Origin of the sequence: Nocardia crassostreae, from assembly GCF_001613405.1 — a bacterium.
GTDB classification, from domain to species: domain Bacteria; phylum Actinomycetota; class Actinomycetes; order Mycobacteriales; family Mycobacteriaceae; genus Nocardia; species Nocardia crassostreae.
In genome coordinates, this window is the sequence record NZ_BDCH01000025.1 from 276,542 (window position 1) to 291,482 (window position 14,941).

Here is a 14,941-nt window from a genome sequence, read left to right on the forward strand (position 1 = left end):
ATTTCGTTGCGGGCCGCCGCCGTCACGCACACTCGTAGGGTGCTGATCCGTCGTGAACGACCCGGCGATGCCGCCGCGATCGACGCGGTGCACCGCAGCGCATTCGCCGCCCTCTACGCACCCGCCAACGGCGACCGGCCCGAGACCGCCGCACGCCTGCCCGCCGACCCGCCGGAAGTGACCCTGGTCCGGCAGCTCCGCGACAACTCCGCCTGGATGCCGACACTGTCCATGGTCGCCGTCCAGCACGACGATGTGGTCGGGCACGTCTGCCTCACCCGCGCCGGTATCGGCCCCTTCCCGGTGCTGGCCCTCGGACCCATCGGCGTCCGGACCGACCGGCAGGGCGACGGCATCGGCTCCGCGCTCATGCACGCGGCCCTCGGTGCGGCGGACGCCCTCGACGAGCCGCTCGTCGGGTTGCTCGGCAGCCTCGACTACTACCCCCGCTTCGGCTTCGTCCCGGGCGTGCGGCTGGGCATCGTGCCGGACGAGGCCGACTGGACCTCCCACTTCCAGGTGCGCCCGCTGAGCGCCTACGAAGCCGAGATCACCGGCGAGTTCCGCTACGCCGATCCGTTCTACGAGCTGTGAGCGCCGCCCCCGGCAATCCGACGGCGTACAGGTCCTGGGAGGATTGGGGGTATGAGTTCCACCCCCGGCAACCCTGATGATCGTCGTTACGTGCTGACCCTGGGCTGCCCGGACCGTCCGGGCATCATTGCCCGCATCACGTCCTTCATCGCCGATTTCGGCGGGTCGATCGTCGAGGCCGGATACCACTCCGACCTGGAGACCGGGTGGTTCTTCACGCGTCAGGCCATCAAGGCCGCCACGGTCCCGTTCCCGCTCGAGGAACTGCGCGACCGCTTCCTGGCCGTGGCCGCCGAGCTGGGCCCGGAAACCGAATGGCAGGTGCACGACTCCGGCGAGAAGCGCCGCGCCGTCCTACTGGTCAGCAAGGACGGCCACTGCCTGCACGATCTGCTCGGCCGCGCGGCCAGCGGCGAACTCCCCGCCACCATCGAAGCCGTCATCGGCAATCACCCGGACCTGGCCCCCATGGCCGAGGCGCACGGCGTGAAATTCCACTACGTGCCCTTCCCCAAGGATCCGGCCGAACGCGGCCCCGCCTTCGAACAGGTCCGCGCGCTCGTCGACGCCCACGACCCGCACGCCGTGGTCCTGGCCCGCTTCATGCAGGTCCTCCCCGAGAGCCTCTGCGAGCACTGGGCGGGCCGCGCCATCAATATCCACCACAGCTTCCTCCCCTCCTTCGTCGGCGCCCGCCCCTACCACCAGGCCTTCGCCCGCGGCGTGAAACTCATTGGCGCGAGCTGCCACTACGTCACCGCCGAACTCGACGCGGGCCCCATCATCGAGCAGGACGTAGCCCGCATCGACCACGCCGACACCGTCCACGACATGGTCCGCCAGGGCCGCGACATCGAACGCGTGGTCCTCGCCCGCGGCCTCCGCTGGCACCTCGAAGGCCGCGTCCTCGTCCACGGCCGCCGCACCGTCGTCTTCAACTGACCCCCGGGCCGAATGCACCGAGGCGCATGCCTCAATCCTCATAGCCAAAATTGATCGACCGGGAAACCATGGCGGCATTTCGCGAGGAGCCGCCGCCACCAGTTCCCGGTCGCCGCAGTTTCAGATGCGCGACCGGCCGATTCGGGCTGGGGGGATCACCAGGTTTGCGTGCGCGATGCCGATTTCCCGCGTGCCAGCCTCGCAGTCGGAGAGACATTCGTCCGCGCGTTCGGCGGCGAAATCCGTTGCCAAGCGGCTCAATGCGATGGCGCACCGGTTTCGCAGGTAGGAATACACCGTGTCGTCGAAGATCGCTTCGACCGTTGCGAGGCTCGCGGCGTGACTCAGGCGGCCGAGGGCGGGTTACGAGGTCACAGTAGTTGTACAGGTGATCGTTCGCGCGGGTGAGGGCCACCGGCACCAGTCGTCTTCAACTGACCCCAAGCCTTTCGCTGGATACCGACCAGAAGCACGCTACTGTCGGATTGGTGTCCGATAACGTGACTTTGTCCGACCTGCTCGATGACGCGGCGCTGCTGTCGTTCGAACACCAACTACATCTCGAGGAGGTGCTCGGCCAGCACTCCTTCGCGGTGGACCTCGCCGAGCGGCACTTCGAATTCCATTGCGCCGACCGCACTATCGAATGCACCGACGTGCATCTGCTCGGCAGCGCCGCCCCCGGCCCGCAGTCGTGGCTTTGGTCGTGGGCGAATCCGTCGGGCTATTCGGCCGAGCTGGTCGCAGTCGCAGAATCCATGCGTGCCTTCGGTTCCCACTACGACATCCCCGAATTGTCCACTGCCGAAGTGCCCTTCCGCGCCTTCGGCCCCGATGTGGAACCGCACCAGGTCTCCTGGACCATGATGGAAGCCGCCAAAGCGGTCTCCGGCCGATGGACCTCCTACCAGGGCAATGCGGGCAATGGCACCTTCGTCGCCTTCCTGGTCGAGCACCCCGAGCTACGCCTGCACGCCCCTACCGGCCCGCGCGTCCTGCGCGTCCTGTCGGAGGGCCTCGGCGTCCTCGCCTCCCATGATCACCGTCGCGCGGTCCACAGCTACCTGACCCGCCGCGGCCTCTCCGCCACCTTCGCACCGGACGGCAGCACACTACGATTCGAGAGCCCCGGCATCGACGGCAACGTCGACTTCGACGAGTACGGCCGCGTCGCGGGCATCCACGGCGACATGTCGCAAGACTGATCACCGACATTCATCAAGCGGTCGTCGGAGGCTCGCAGTCGAGGGAGGTCGCTCCAAGGGTCGGCGATCAGGGTCGCGTACAGCCAATCGCGCTCCTCGACTTGGTGATCCCAGCGCGGGTCGTGAACGATGCAGCCGACCACGAAATCCGCTGCCGCCGCGCGCTGGTCGAGGGCGGGGCGGTAGCAGGCTCCGCGGCCGCGCTGCATCATTCCGAGCAGTGTCGTCGGAGCCGCCCACGATGGTTCGGCGCTGTCGGGGGCGGCGGGATCGTCCGCGGTTCCGGCCTCGGGCACACAGCGACTCTAGAATCGCCGCGGCCCTGGCGGCGAGGGGTTTTCAGGCTTGGAAGTCGGCCACGATGCGGGCCACGCGCATGGTGGCCTGGGGGGACCAGGAGGGGTGGGTGGTGACGTAGAGGCGGTTGGCTTCGATGGCGGCGAGGATCATGTCGGCGGCGGCGGATGGGGGGATGGCTTCGGCGGCCAGGTGGGAGACCGCGCCGAGGCCGGGGGCCAGGCATTGCCATTGGTCGGGGGTGAGGGTGGCGAGCCAGCCTTCGGCGGGTTGGGTGGGGAGGGAATCGTTGTCGCCGAGGAGGGGGGCGACGCTTTCGGTGAGGCCGCGGAGCATTTGGGTGTCGACCGGGCCGGGGCAGACTACGGTGGCGCCGATTTCGGGGGAGAGGATGGCGAGTTCGCCGTGGAGGGCCTCGGTCAGGGAGATCACGGCGTGCTTGCTGGCGGTGTAGGGGGCGTTGAAGACGCCTACGGTGACGCCCGCCAAGGATGCCGTATTGACGATGTGGCCGCGACCGGCGGCGATCAGGTGGGGGACGAAGGCGTGCATGCCATTGACCACGCCTTGGACACTGACCGACCAGACTCGGTGCCAGTCTTCGGGTTCCACCTCCCAGATCGGGCCGCCCACACCCATTCCGGCATTGTTGAAGACCAGGTCGACCCGGCCGAAATGCTCCAGGGTGCGATCGGCGAGCTGTTTCAGTTGGGCCGGATCGGCGACGTCGGTGGGGAGCGCCACGGTGTCGGAACCGATTTCGGCGGCGGTCTTCGCCAGCGCATCACCGTCGATATCGGCGAGAACCACCCGAATTCCGCGAGCGTACAAGGCTTCCGCCACCGCGCGGCCGATACCGTTGGCGGCTCCGGTCACCACCGCGACCTGTCCGGCTTCAAGTTTCATGAATTCCATAGTGGCCGTGACGTGGACGGCCGATCGGGCTCGATGACCGAAGACGGCCGGAACCCGCGCCCGAACGAAATCCGCCCCGCCCGTGTTCGCGCACGGACGGGGCGATCCCGAAACCTGTTGTCGCGTCAGCCAGCGACGGCAATAGCGCTGCGGCGCGCCTTGGCCATGAGGCGGTGCACCTCGGTGTTGAAGGCTTCCTCGGCCTCGATATTCACCAGGTGACCGGTGGGGAGGATGAGGTAGCGGTCCAGATAGCCGGAATCGGCCAGGGTGTCGGCGATTTCGCGGGAGTGCAGCTCGGGCAGCAGCCGGGCGTGGGCACCGGCGATGACGCTGGTCGGGACCGTCAGGTTGGCGGCGGCGCCGTGCAGGTCCAGGCGGAGCAGGCCGCGGGCCACGGCCGCGCGGGCCGAGGGGCGGCAGGAGCGGACGATGGAGGTGCCGAACGCGACCTGATCCGCGGTGGCGGCCGGATTGCACAGGCGCGCTTTGGCGACCAGGTTCACGGCGCGGCCGCCGGGTAGCGGTACGGGGGTGCCGAACATGACCTTGGCCAGCCATTCGGGGGCCGGGATCACATCGTTGAAGAGCGGTAATACGGTGGCGCGCTGGGGGATCTGGCGGGCCGCCGTGGTGGCGAGCACCACCGCCGAGGCACGCTCGGCGACCTGCTCGGGATACCGCCGCGCCCACGCCTGAATCGTCATGCCGCCCATGGAATGCCCGACCAGGGTCGCGCGCTCGCCAGGTCGCAGCACCGCGTCGAGGACGGCGGAGAGATCGTCGGCCAGCTGCTCGTCGCTGAAAGGCCGGGCGCCCATGGTGGATTCGCCGTGGCCGCGCTGATCGTAGGCCACCACGCGGTAATCGCCCGCGAAGGCGTTGATCTGCGGATTCCAGTATTCGATGGCGCAGGACCAGCCGTGAATGAAGACGATGACCTCGCCCTCGGCCGGGCCGTAGGTCTGCACGCGCAGTTCGGCGCCGTCGGCGGTGGTGAGGGGGATGACCCCGGCGGGAGCCAGGGTATTCAACGACTCGGTCGCGTAGGTGCGGGACCGCAATGCGGTACGAAAGGGGGCGGTCAGCAAATCCGCGCCCGCCTCAGGCAGCTTCACCAGCATGAGCACTCCTTTGTGTTCCCCGCCACACTACCGCGTTAGCAGCAGTGCTTGCTAGAGCAAGCGGCAAAATCTTTCGATCCGTCCGCATGCGGCCCGCTATATCGGGATACCCGTTCCGCCACAAGGGCATTCGCGATCCAGCTTGCGAATGGATCACAAACCGACCGCCTCGGCGGGAGAGCCGAACGCGGACTTGGCGACTCGCGCCAGTTCGCCGTTGAATTCCTGATACGCCTCGACATTCCCGAGGTGGCCGGTCGGCAGGATCCGATAGCCGTCCAGACTGCCCATCTCCCGGAGCATCTCGGCGATCCGATCGGTGTGCACGATGGGCGTCATATCGTCCGCGGAACCCGCGATCAGGCTGGTCGGGACGGTCAGGTTGACCGCGCCGCGGCCCACGTCCAGATGCGACAGCAGCGTGCCGAACTTGCCGCGTACCCGCGCCGGGCAGGAGCGCACGATATTCATCCCGAATTCGGCGATGTCGCCGACCGAATCCAGGCTCATGATCTGCCGCCGGAACAGCCACCGCACCGGGGCCACCGGCGGGAAGACGATCGGGAAGCTCAATCCGAGCAACCTGATCCGGAACGGCAGGCGCAGCGGACCGCGATTGAAGAACGGCACCACCGTGGTCTCGGCAATGAGATTGCCGGGGGCCGTATTCGTCATGAGCACCGCGAGCGCGCGCCGCGCGACCTGCTCGGGATACCGTCCGGCCCAGGCCTGAATGGTCATGCCGCCCAGGCTGTGTCCCACCAGGACGGCCCGCTGACCCGGCCGCAGCACGGCGTCGAGGACCGCGTCGAGATCGTCGGCGAGTTGATCGGTGGTGAGCGCGGCGGTGCCCAATTCGCTCTCGCCGTGGCCGCGGACGTCGTAGGCGACCACGCGGTACTCACCGGCGAAGGCATTGATCTGCGGATTCCAGTATTCGATGCAGCAGGTCCACCCGTGCACCAGCACCAGGACATTGCCGTCGGCGGGACCGTAGGAGTGCACCCGCAGCCGGGCGCCGTCGGTCGCGGTGACCGGGACGACCTCGTAGGGCCCGGCGGGCGGATTCAGATCCGCGGTGCCGTAGGTCCGGGTTCGCAGGTTCGCCCGGTGCGCTCGCAGCATTGCTCGCATAGGGACACTCCTTTGTGTTACTGACCGATATAGTAACCCCCATGCGGTGGTGCTAGCTAGAGCTAGCACCCTAAATTTTTCGTGTTGGAATCAAAAAACGGCCGCCGCCCGGTCAACGGGCGACGGCCAGAAATCGTGTCGGCGACGCCGCTACCAGCGCGGACCGCGCTGGATCTCATCCACCTTGGGCCGCACATCGGCCAGGTACACGCCGGTCGCGACAATGGCCGCGATGCCCAGCAACCCCACCGGAGTGCGCGCCAGCAGCAAACCGCCCAGCGCGGCCGCCAGAATGGCGATCCAGATCGGCTTGCTCAGCTTGTCGACGGCGGTGAAGGCATCCGGGCGCTGCCGGATCGCATGAATCAACGCGAACACCGTCATGGCGATCGCGCCGAGCTGAATCACGGTCAGAATGATTCCGGGAATTCCAATCACCCAACCCATCATATGCGGCAGACCCGGCGGTCACCCGCCGAAAACGCCAGCGCCGCGCGCCCGGCCCGCGCACGACCGCGGCCCCCGCACACGGAATGTGCGAGGGCCGCAAGTACTTTCGTGCCCGAACGGATTACTTCTTGGCGGCGGGCGCGGCCTTCTTGGCCGGAGCCTTCTTGGCGGGGGCGGCGGCCTCGGCGGGCTCGGATTCGGTGGTCACGCCGACGACCTCGGCGTCCACGGTCTCCTCCTCCTCGGCCTCTTCCTTGGCCCGGCCCAGGAGCGGGGCGACCTGCTCGGAAACCTTCTCCACGACATCCTGGGTCTGCGCAACCAGGTCCTTGTAGAGGGACTCGACCTGCTCGAAGCGCTCCTCGAAGGTCGGGTTGGCGCGCAGCTTCTCGACGGTCTCCTCACCGCGGGCGGCGAGATCGGCGTAGAGGTCCAGCAGCGAGTGGTAGTACTGGTCGACGAGCTTGCGCAGCTCCTCGGGGGTGGCCTTCTCGCGCAGCTCAGCCAGGTCCTCGGGCAGTTCGGACGGCAGCGCGGAGACGCGCTGGCGAATGACCTCGACCTGCTCCTGGACATCGGCCGGGAGGTTGGCGAAGCGCTCGCGGGCCTCTTCGACGCGGCCGGTGACATCGGCGGACTGGGCGCGGGTGCGCAGCTTCTCGACAATGTCGAGGAAGGAGGCGTAGATGGCGTCACCGGCGCCGATGCCCGAGCAGAGGGGCTTGGTCACGGTGGCGGTGCTGATCTTGGGTTCGGTCATGATTCGTTCTCCTGGCGTGGCGGAACTTCGGTGCGGTGCGGAACCTCGTTGTCCCTGGGGGCAGTGCTGCCCCCGATTCCCCCTGGGACGCCCCCCTTCGGGTCCGTCGCGTCCCCTCGGTCCTCGTTCGCCTGGTTTTCCCGGCGGAACGATTCGTAGATATCCAGGAGGACCTGCTTCTGGCGTTCGGTCAGCTGAGCGTCGGCCAGCAGGGCATCCCGGACCGGACCGTGCGGCCTCTGTTCGAGGTACCCGGCCCGCATGTACAAGACCTCCGAGGACACCCGCAGACCCTTTGCGATCTGCGCGAGCACCTCGGCGGACGGGTTTCGCAGTCCGCGTTCGATCTGGCTCAAGTACGGATTGCTCACCCCCGCCAGCTGTGCGAGCTGACGCAGCGAGACCTGGGCGGCCTCGCGTTGCGCCCGGATGAAGCCCCCGATGTCGTGTGCCGCGCTGGCGACGCGGCCCGTCAGGTCTTCGGCGTCGGCGGACGTCTCCGCTTTCTCGCCGTCGGCCGGTTCGGGAACCTCGGGATCGTGTTTCATCACGCACCTTCCGGCGGTTGTACGGTCAATTCTAGAGCGGGGTGCTAGCTCTTGCAAGCAGTCTGCTAGCACCCTGTGAGCAAACGACCGGCGGCCACTTCACCGGCCATTGTTGGACAAACGATCAGCCGTTGAACAGCAAATGCGAAACGGTATAAATTGCCAGGCCCGCCAGCGAACCGACGACGGTGCCGTTGATGCGAATGAATTGCAGATCCTTGCCCGCCGCCAATTCGATCTTGCGGCTGGCTTCCTCCCCGTCCCAGCGGGCAACCGTATCGCTGACCAGCGTCGCGAACTCGTCGCCGTAGTTCGCGACCAGATACCGGACGCCGCGCTCCAGCCACCCGTCCACCTTGTCGCGCATCTCCGGATCTGTCGAGAGCCGCTCGCCGAGGTTCTGCACGTTCTCCTGCACCTTGCGGCGCAGCGTGGAATCGGGATCCTCCGCCGATTCCAGGATCATGCGCTTGGCCGCGCGCCAGGTGGCGTGCGCCAGGCCGGTGATCTCGTCGCGGCCCATCAGCTCGGCCTTGATCCGCTCCGCCTTCTTGATCATGGCGTCGTCGAATTGCAGATCGTGCGCGAAATCCTCGAGGAAACGATTCGCCGCCAGCCGCACCTCGTGATCGGGCTGGGTGCGCACCTTCCAGGTGAATTCCACCAGTTCCCGATAAATGCGCTCGGCCAGCAGCGAGTTCACGAATTTCGGCGCCCAGCCCGGGGCGTCGCGGTTCACGATGCGGTCGATGGTCTCCTGCGAATCGAGGGCCCACTGGTGCGCGCGCTCGGCCAGCAGATCCAGCAGCGGGGCCTGCCGGTTCTCGGATATGAGCTCGTCGAGCACTTTGCCGATGGGCGGACCCCACAGCGGTTCGGCAATGCGTTTGACGATGGTCTGGTCGATGATCTGCTCGACATCCTCGTCGCGCAGCACGCCGACGACCGCGCGCAGAATGGTCGCGCTCTCGTCCGAGACCCGGGCGGCATGCTCGGGATCGGCCATCCAGCGGCCTAGACGCAGGGAGATCTGCGCGGAATTCACCTTCTCCGCGACCGCATCGGGAGAAAGGAAATTGGTGCGGACGAAATCACCCAGACCCGCGCCGAGTTGATCTTTTTTCTTCCGGATGATGGCCGTGTGCGGGATGGGCAGGCCCAGCGGATGCCGGAACAGGGCCGTCACGGCGAACCAGTCGGCCAGCGCGCCGACCATGCCCGCCTCCGACGCGGCCCGGACGTAACCGACCCATTCCCCGCCGCCACCGCGGGATTCGGTCCACCGGCAGAACAGGTAAACCACCGTCGCCACCAGCAGGAATCCGGTGGCGATGGCCTTCATTCGCCAGAGTTCGCGCTTCTTGCCCTCCTCGTCCAGGAGGTCGGCGAACGCTCCGCCCGGCGGGGCGGTCGGCTTCGGCGCGCGCCCGCTCTTCTCGAGTACCCCGGCACTGCCGGCAGGTTGCTCCATATGTTCCATTCTGCTGGTTGCTGTGACCTACTCCCCCACACCGGGCCGGTCCCGAACAACGACGTACCCGAGCATGCGAGGCTTAAGCTGAATAGGCCCAGCACAACACGCGAACAAGGAGCCCACGCTGTCTACCCGAACAGTCGTCGACGCCGATAGCCGCGGTGGGTTCACAGGATGCCGCGATGGGTTCGCAGGAGGTAGGAAAGCGTGAGCACCAAGGGCACCGTGAGCGCCGCCCTCGACGCCGCCGGAACCCGCACCGCGGGCCGGGTGGACGGTCGAAAGCGGCGCTGGCAGCAGCACAAGATCGATCGCCGGGAAGAGCTGGTGGACGGCACGCTCGCCGCCATCCGCAAACGCGGCGAGGATGTGGGCATGGACGAGATCGCCGCCGAGATCGGCGTCTCGAAAACCGTGCTGTACCGATACTTCTCCGATAAGCAGGATCTGACCCGCGCCACCATGGAGCGGTTCATCGAGACCACGCTCATGCCGCGCATCTACGAGGCCATCAGCGACGATCTCGACGAATACCAGCTGGTGCGCAATACGCTGGCCGCGTACGTGCACACCGTGGACGCCGATACCGACGTCTACCGCTTCATCATGGGCAATGGCTCGTCCACCGACACCTCCACCCTCGCCGATTTCGAGAAGCTCTTCGCGCAGGTGGTGTCGGCGGTCATCATCGACAAGGCCTTCGACCGCAAGGTGCAGACCGAAGGCGCCATGCTGTGGGCCTACGTGCTGGTCGGCGGCGTGCAGCTGGCGACGGACTGGTGGATCACCAACCGCACCATGTCCAGCGAGGAGATGCTCGACTACCTGACCATGATGGCGTGGGGCGCCGTCGAGGGCATGGTGCGCGCGGGCGGTGACCGCGTGTGGTTCAACTCCCGGCCGCACGTGCTGCCGGATCCGGAGAACGTGGACTGAGTCCGCGCGCCCGGAAAGCCTGGCCGATTCGACGCTGGGCTCGAAGATCGTCCTGTGGTTAGGCTGAACCGAGGCGGGCACATCGGGGTATCCGCCGCGTCGGCGCCGAAGGGGGCGTCGGCTCCAATGGAGGGTCAACGATGGCAAAAGAGCTGCCCACATCCAGGATCGCGCGGGGGACGAAGCTGGGAATGGCCGTGGCCGGCAATGCCATACGCGCGCAGCGCACCCGGCGTTCCATGCGCGGTCGGTCCGAGGCGGTGCGCGCCCGGATGGCCGAGGAATCCATGATCCGGGCGACCAAGCAGATGGTCATGGTGCTGGGCACCATGAAGGGCGTCGCCATGAAGCTCGGGCAGATGCTCTCGGTGCTGGATCTGGATCTGGTGCCGCCGCAGCATCGGGAGCGGTTCCAGCGGCGGCTGGCGGTGCTGCGCGACAGCGCGCCGTCGGTGTCGTTCGAGGTCATGCAGGCCGTCATCGAAGAGGACTACGGGAAGTCCATCAAGGAAGTCTTCGCGGAGTTCGATCCGGAACCCATTGCCGCCGCCTCCATCGGGCAGGTCTACAAGGCGACGCTGCACGACGGGCGGGAAGTCGCGGTCAAGGTGCAGTACCCGGGCATCGACGCGGCCGTGCGCGCGGATCTGAAGAACCTGGCCATGTTCCGGCGGATCCTGCAGCAGGCCATGCCGTGGGTGACGCCCGCGGTATTGGACGAGTTGCGGCTGAACCTGGAGAGCGAGCTCGACTACGTGGCCGAGGCCACCACCCAGAAGCAGATCGCCGAGCTGTTCACCGGGCATCCGTTCATCTTCGTGCCGAGCACCATGCCGGAGCTGTCCACCACGAGAGTGCTGGTGAGCGAATACTTCCCGGGCAAGGGGTTCGAGGAGATCCGGGAAATGCCCGCGGCGGAACGCAATAGGATCGGGGAGATCATCTACCGGTTCTATGTGGGTTCGCTGTTCACCTTCAATGAATTCTGCGGTGACCCGCATCCCGGGAATCTGCTGCTGGGCCCGGACGGGCGGGTGGCATTCCTGGATTTCGGGCTCTACAACCGGATGGATCCCGAACACGTGCAGTTCGAGGCCATCTGCATTCGCGCGGCAGCCGAGGAGCGGGCGGAGGATCTGCGCAATCTCATGGTCGAGCGCGGGATCATCGAATCGCCGGAGGAGATCACGCCGGAGGAATGCCTCGAATACGTGCTGGCGGCCTGTGAATGGGCGCTGGTGGACGAGGAGCTGACCATTACCCCGGAGCTGGCCTCCGGGGCGTTCGTGCTGGCCGTGGACCCGCGCGCGAGCGAGTTCGCGGGCATGAAGCAGCAGAATCTGCCGCCGGAGCATCTGTTCTCGCGGCGCGCCGATTTCCTCACCTTCGGCATGCTGGGTCAGCTGGAGGCGACCGGCAATTGGCATCGCATTGCCCGCGAATGGCTCTACGGCGACGATCCGGTCACCGAACTCGGGCGCGCCCATCATGAATGGCTGGCCAATCGCCCCGGCGGCGCACCTACCACCGCACCCGCGAAAAAGACTCGTAAGCGCGCTGCTAAGGCGTGAGAACCCGATCGGACGGGAATGACATGGCAGAACGAGAATTCGACATCGTGCTGTTCGGCGCGACCGGTTTCGTCGGCAAGCTGACGGCGGAGTATCTACGCGATGCCGCGCCCGCCGGTGCGCGGATCGCGCTGGCGGGGCGGTCGCCGCAGAAGCTGGCCGACGTGCGCGCCGAACTCGGCGCGGCGGCCGCGGAATGGCCGCTGGTACAAGCCGATTCCACCGATCAGGCCAGTCTGGACGCGCTCGCGGCGCGCACCAAGGTCGTGGTCAGCACCGTCGGCCCGTACCTGCGCTACGGTCTGCCGCTGGTGCGGGCGTGCGCCGAGAACGGCACCCATTACGCCGATCTCACCGGTGAGCCGCTGTTCATTCGGGAATGCATCGACCGCTTCGGCGACAAGGCCGCCGAGACCAGTGCGAAGATCGTGAATTCCTGTGGGTACGACTCGATTCCGTCGGATCTGAGCGTGTATCAGCTCTACAAGCGCAGTGTCGCCGACAATACCGGCGAGCTCACCGACACCACCCTGGTGGCGGCGCTGAAGGGCGGCGTCAGCGGCGGCACCGTCGATTCCGGTCGCGCCATGATGGAAGCCATTGCGGCCGAACCGAAGAAGGCGTCGATCATGTCGCACCCGTATTCGCTGAGCCCCGACAAGTCCATGGATCCCGATGTCGGCCGCCAGACCGATCAGGCCCTGGAGCGGGCCGAGAATATCGATCCGAGCCTGCGCGGCTGGGTGGCGACCTTCATCATGGCCGCGCACAACACCAAGATCGTGCGCCGCTCCAATGGCCTGCTGGGCTGGCCGTACGGCAAGAACTTCCGCTACCGCGAGGTCATGGCGGTCGGCTCCTCGACGGCCGCACCCCTGGTCGCGGCCGGTATCAGCGGCGGCATCGTGGCGACCATGGTGGCGGGCGCCGTTCTCTCCCGAGTCGGCTTCGGCCGCAAACTCCTCGACCGCGTAGTCCCCAAACCCGGCACCGGGCCCAGCGAAAAAGCCCGCCGCAGCGGCTGGTTCACCATGAAGACCTTCGCCCACACCACCTCCGGCGCAAAGTACCTGTGCACCTTCGCCGCCCAGGGCGACCCGGGCTACCAAGCCACCTCGGTCCTCCTCGGCCAATCCGGTCTGGCACTGGCCTTCGACAAACTCCCAGAAATCGCAGGCATCCTCACCCCCGCCTCCGCCATGGGCGACGCCCTCACCGACCGACTCCGCAAGGCGGACATGACAATCGAGGTCACCACCGTGTGATGAAGGGGATTCTTGGGGGCTACGCCCCCAAACCCCCATGTAGGGCTACGCCCAAACCCAAGAGGCTCAGTTGCCGTCTCGCAGGGTGATCAGGCCGCCGAGGGTGCCGAGGTAGGCGGAGCCGTCCGGGCCCAGGGCCAAACCTGCGTAGTTGTTGTTGTAGAGCGGGCCGGAGCCGGAGTGGCGTTGCCACACCAGGTTTCCGGTGTGGAAGTCGAGGGCGGTCCAGTACCAGGGGTCGGTGATCTCCGTGCCCTTGGTGTAGGTGTAGATCAGGCCCGTGGCCAGGGAGAGTTTGGGGACGACGCTCGGGGCGGCGACGGTGGTGTTGGTCCAGACCAGGTGGCAGCCGGTGCCGTCGGGGGTGATGTCGACGCGGGCGAATCCCGGGGTTGTGGTCTTGCCGCCGGTGGTGGATTCGGGGCCGGTGTAGCCGTAGTTGTTCTCGACGATGAGGGAGTTGCCTGCGCCTATGAGCGAGTTCTCGGTATTGCTCGCGCCTTTCGAGAAGACCGGCACGGAACAGACTTCGCGGTCGGCGGTGGGGGCGGTGCGGTAGACGACCACGTTCATGGGGTCGGCGTTGTCGGTGATGGCTACGTAGCCGCCGGGGAGGAGGGTGGGGGTGGTGCCGGTGCCGTCGTCCACCTGGCCGGGTTTGTGCTGGCCGCTGTTGGCGTAGGTGACGCGCCAGGTGATGGTGGGTGCGCCGTCGGGGGCGGCGTCGAAGCGGAGCAGTTCGCGGTTGGTGGCTATGTAGACATCGCCCTCGGGGCCGACGGCGAAGGAGTTCTGGATTTGGCCGTCGGCGCCGGTGCCGAGGCGGATCACTTGGACCGCACCGGTTTCCGGGTCGATGGTGCCGACCACGCCGTTGGTCTTGGCGACGAACCAGAGCAGGCCGTCGGTGTCGGGGAGGACCGAGTTGAGGGTTTCGCCGGGGTGCAGGGCGCCGGTGAGGTCGTAGTCGCGTTCGAGGGTGAAGCCGTCGGCGGTCGGGTTCTCGGCGAGCACCAGCACGTGGCCGTTGCTCGCGCCGACCACCGCGCGGTCCTGGTCGTCGAGCGAGAAGTAAGCGCCGCCACCGAAATTCGTGAAGGCGCCCGGCTTCAGGAATTCACCGGGGCCACGGCCGGGCAGCGGGTATCTGCCGAGCACCCGCATGGCGGCCGGATCGATCAGGTACAGACCAGGATTCAGGCCGGGGCAGGTGGCCACGATCCGGGCCGCGCGGTCGAAGGCGATGGAGCCGCATTCGCTGCGGAGCAGCAGCGAGTCGACCCGGGTGTCGTGGCCGAGCGGTCCGGGCCGGGTGTAGGTGTCGGTCATCCAGCCGTCGTTGTGGATGCCCGCGTCGCCATTGGCCGCCAGTCCGGGATGCCGCGGTACCGCGGGTACGCCGAGGATGGGCCGCGATTGCGCCGGTGCACCCAGGAATTCCGCGCCGCCACCGGGAACCAAGGGGATCGGCACGGCGGTCGCGGTGCCTGCGCCGAGCACGCTCGCGGTAATCGCCACGGCCATGAGCAGCGCGGATTTCATCTCTACCTCGGCTATTCGCTTGCGGCGCAGCGCCGTCACAGTCCGCTGGTCAGCTGACCGAAATCGCATGATCGCATACCGGGACGCGGAAAAATACCGTGCACCACGTCACAGTAAGGGCCATTGACGGACCGGTCCCGCCCGCGAATTCCCTCCGGTAGGGTCGCGAACGGGACGGAGGGTC

14 protein-coding genes are annotated in these 14,941 nt (G+C 67.1%); 6 read left to right on the forward strand and 8 right to left on the reverse strand.

All coding sequences use genetic code 11. The features are described from left to right. Positions 1–39: 39 nt before the first annotated feature. The 3 genes from NC4_RS26145 (at position 40) to NC4_RS26155 (ending at position 2,741) form a co-directional block, all read left to right on the forward strand. Complete coding sequence (locus NC4_RS26145) at positions 40–594, forward strand: GNAT family N-acetyltransferase (RefSeq protein ID WP_067543315.1); 555 nt, start codon at positions 40–42, stop codon at positions 592–594. 51 nt (positions 595–645) lie between these two features. Then, the gene (gene purU / locus NC4_RS26150) at positions 646–1,536 is read left to right on the forward strand and encodes a formyltetrahydrofolate deformylase (RefSeq protein WP_067543318.1); all 891 of its coding nucleotides are present in this window, start codon (positions 646–648) and stop codon (positions 1,534–1,536) included. Positions 1,537–2,024: 488 nt separating this feature from the next. Beyond that, positions 2,025–2,741: a DUF6882 domain-containing protein gene (locus NC4_RS26155; RefSeq protein ID WP_067543547.1), complete on the forward strand. Its 717-nt coding sequence runs from the start codon at positions 2,025–2,027 to the stop codon at positions 2,739–2,741. 339 nt (positions 2,742–3,080) lie between these two features. Here NC4_RS26155 and NC4_RS26160 read toward each other — a convergent pair whose 3' ends face one another. The 7 genes from NC4_RS26160 to NC4_RS26190 all read right to left on the reverse strand — a co-directional run bounded on the left by NC4_RS26160 (position 3,081) and on the right by NC4_RS26190 (position 9,440). After that, entirely contained in the window at positions 3,081–3,944 is an 864-nt protein-coding gene (locus NC4_RS26160) for an SDR family oxidoreductase (RefSeq protein WP_067543552.1), read from the reverse strand. A 134-nt stretch (positions 3,945–4,078) separates the two neighbouring features. Continuing rightward, entirely contained in the window at positions 4,079–5,077 is a 999-nt protein-coding gene (locus tag NC4_RS26165; RefSeq protein WP_067543556.1) for an alpha/beta fold hydrolase, read from the reverse strand. A gap of 153 nt (positions 5,078–5,230) precedes the next feature. Then, a complete protein-coding gene (locus NC4_RS26170) occupies positions 5,231–6,211 on the reverse strand; it encodes an alpha/beta fold hydrolase (protein ID WP_067543320.1) in 981 nt (326 codons plus the stop codon). Between the two features lie 150 nt (positions 6,212–6,361). Then, positions 6,362–6,658 carry a DUF2516 family protein gene (locus NC4_RS26175; protein WP_067543559.1) on the reverse strand — a complete coding sequence of 99 codons (297 nt, stop codon included), beginning with the start codon at positions 6,656–6,658 and terminating at the stop codon, positions 6,362–6,364. A 124-nt stretch (positions 6,659–6,782) separates the two neighbouring features. After that, complete coding sequence (locus tag NC4_RS26180) at positions 6,783–7,421, reverse strand: heparin-binding hemagglutinin (protein ID WP_067543323.1); 639 nt, start codon at positions 7,419–7,421, stop codon at positions 6,783–6,785. Beyond that, entirely contained in the window at positions 7,418–7,969 is a 552-nt protein-coding gene (locus NC4_RS26185) for a helix-turn-helix domain-containing protein (protein ID WP_067543326.1), read from the reverse strand. The genes NC4_RS26180 and NC4_RS26185 overlap by 4 nt, the downstream gene beginning before the upstream one ends. Before the next feature lie 124 nt (positions 7,970–8,093). Further along, positions 8,094–9,440 (reverse strand): DUF445 domain-containing protein, encoded by a 1,347-nt coding sequence (locus NC4_RS26190; RefSeq protein WP_084529806.1) that lies wholly within the window; start codon positions 9,438–9,440, stop codon positions 8,094–8,096. 210 nt (positions 9,441–9,650) lie between these two features. On the opposite strand from NC4_RS26190, the gene NC4_RS26195 reads away from it, so the two are divergent. The 3 genes from NC4_RS26195 to NC4_RS26205 all read left to right on the forward strand — a co-directional run bounded on the left by NC4_RS26195 (position 9,651) and on the right by NC4_RS26205 (position 13,215). Further along, on the forward strand, positions 9,651–10,379 hold the full coding sequence (locus NC4_RS26195) for a TetR/AcrR family transcriptional regulator (protein WP_084529781.1): 729 nt from the start codon (positions 9,651–9,653) through the stop codon (positions 10,377–10,379). Between the two features lie 140 nt (positions 10,380–10,519). Beyond that, the gene (locus tag NC4_RS26200; protein ID WP_067543329.1) at positions 10,520–11,950 is read left to right on the forward strand and encodes an ABC1 kinase family protein; all 1,431 of its coding nucleotides are present in this window, start codon (positions 10,520–10,522) and stop codon (positions 11,948–11,950) included. 23 nt (positions 11,951–11,973) lie between these two features. Next, the gene (locus tag NC4_RS26205) at positions 11,974–13,215 is read left to right on the forward strand and encodes a saccharopine dehydrogenase family protein (protein WP_067543332.1); all 1,242 of its coding nucleotides are present in this window, start codon (positions 11,974–11,976) and stop codon (positions 13,213–13,215) included. Between the two features lie 66 nt (positions 13,216–13,281). Here the strand turns inward: NC4_RS26205 and NC4_RS26210 are convergent, their stop codons facing one another. After that, entirely contained in the window at positions 13,282–14,757 is a 1,476-nt protein-coding gene (locus NC4_RS26210) for a hypothetical protein (protein WP_218021293.1), read from the reverse strand. Between the last annotated feature and the right edge of the window lie 184 nt (positions 14,758–14,941).

What these genes read in the sequence shown, in the direction of transcription:
- purU (WP_067543318.1), top strand. Translation starts at nt 646, where the DNA reads ATGAGTTCCACCCCCGGCAACCCTGATGATCGTCGTTACGTGCTGACC.
- NC4_RS26160 (WP_067543552.1), bottom strand. Translation starts at nt 3,944, where the DNA reads ATGAAACTTGAAGCCGGACAGGTCGCGGTGGTGACCGGAGCCGCCAAC.
- NC4_RS26165 (WP_067543556.1), bottom strand. Translation starts at nt 5,077, where the DNA reads ATGCTGGTGAAGCTGCCTGAGGCGGGCGCGGATTTGCTGACCGCCCCC.
- NC4_RS26170 (WP_067543320.1), bottom strand. Translation starts at nt 6,211, where the DNA reads ATGCGAGCAATGCTGCGAGCGCACCGGGCGAACCTGCGAACCCGGACC.
- NC4_RS26175 (WP_067543559.1), bottom strand. Translation starts at nt 6,658, where the DNA reads ATGGGTTGGGTGATTGGAATTCCCGGAATCATTCTGACCGTGATTCAG.
- NC4_RS26180 (WP_067543323.1), bottom strand. Translation starts at nt 7,421, where the DNA reads ATGACCGAACCCAAGATCAGCACCGCCACCGTGACCAAGCCCCTCTGC.
- NC4_RS26185 (WP_067543326.1), bottom strand. Translation starts at nt 7,969, where the DNA reads ATGAAACACGATCCCGAGGTTCCCGAACCGGCCGACGGCGAGAAAGCG.
- NC4_RS26190 (WP_084529806.1), bottom strand. Translation starts at nt 9,440, where the DNA reads ATGGAGCAACCTGCCGGCAGTGCCGGGGTACTCGAGAAGAGCGGGCGC.
- NC4_RS26200 (WP_067543329.1), top strand. Translation starts at nt 10,520, where the DNA reads ATGGCAAAAGAGCTGCCCACATCCAGGATCGCGCGGGGGACGAAGCTG.
- NC4_RS26205 (WP_067543332.1), top strand. Translation starts at nt 11,974, where the DNA reads ATGGCAGAACGAGAATTCGACATCGTGCTGTTCGGCGCGACCGGTTTC.
- NC4_RS26210 (WP_218021293.1), bottom strand. Translation starts at nt 14,757, where the DNA reads ATGAAATCCGCGCTGCTCATGGCCGTGGCGATTACCGCGAGCGTGCTC.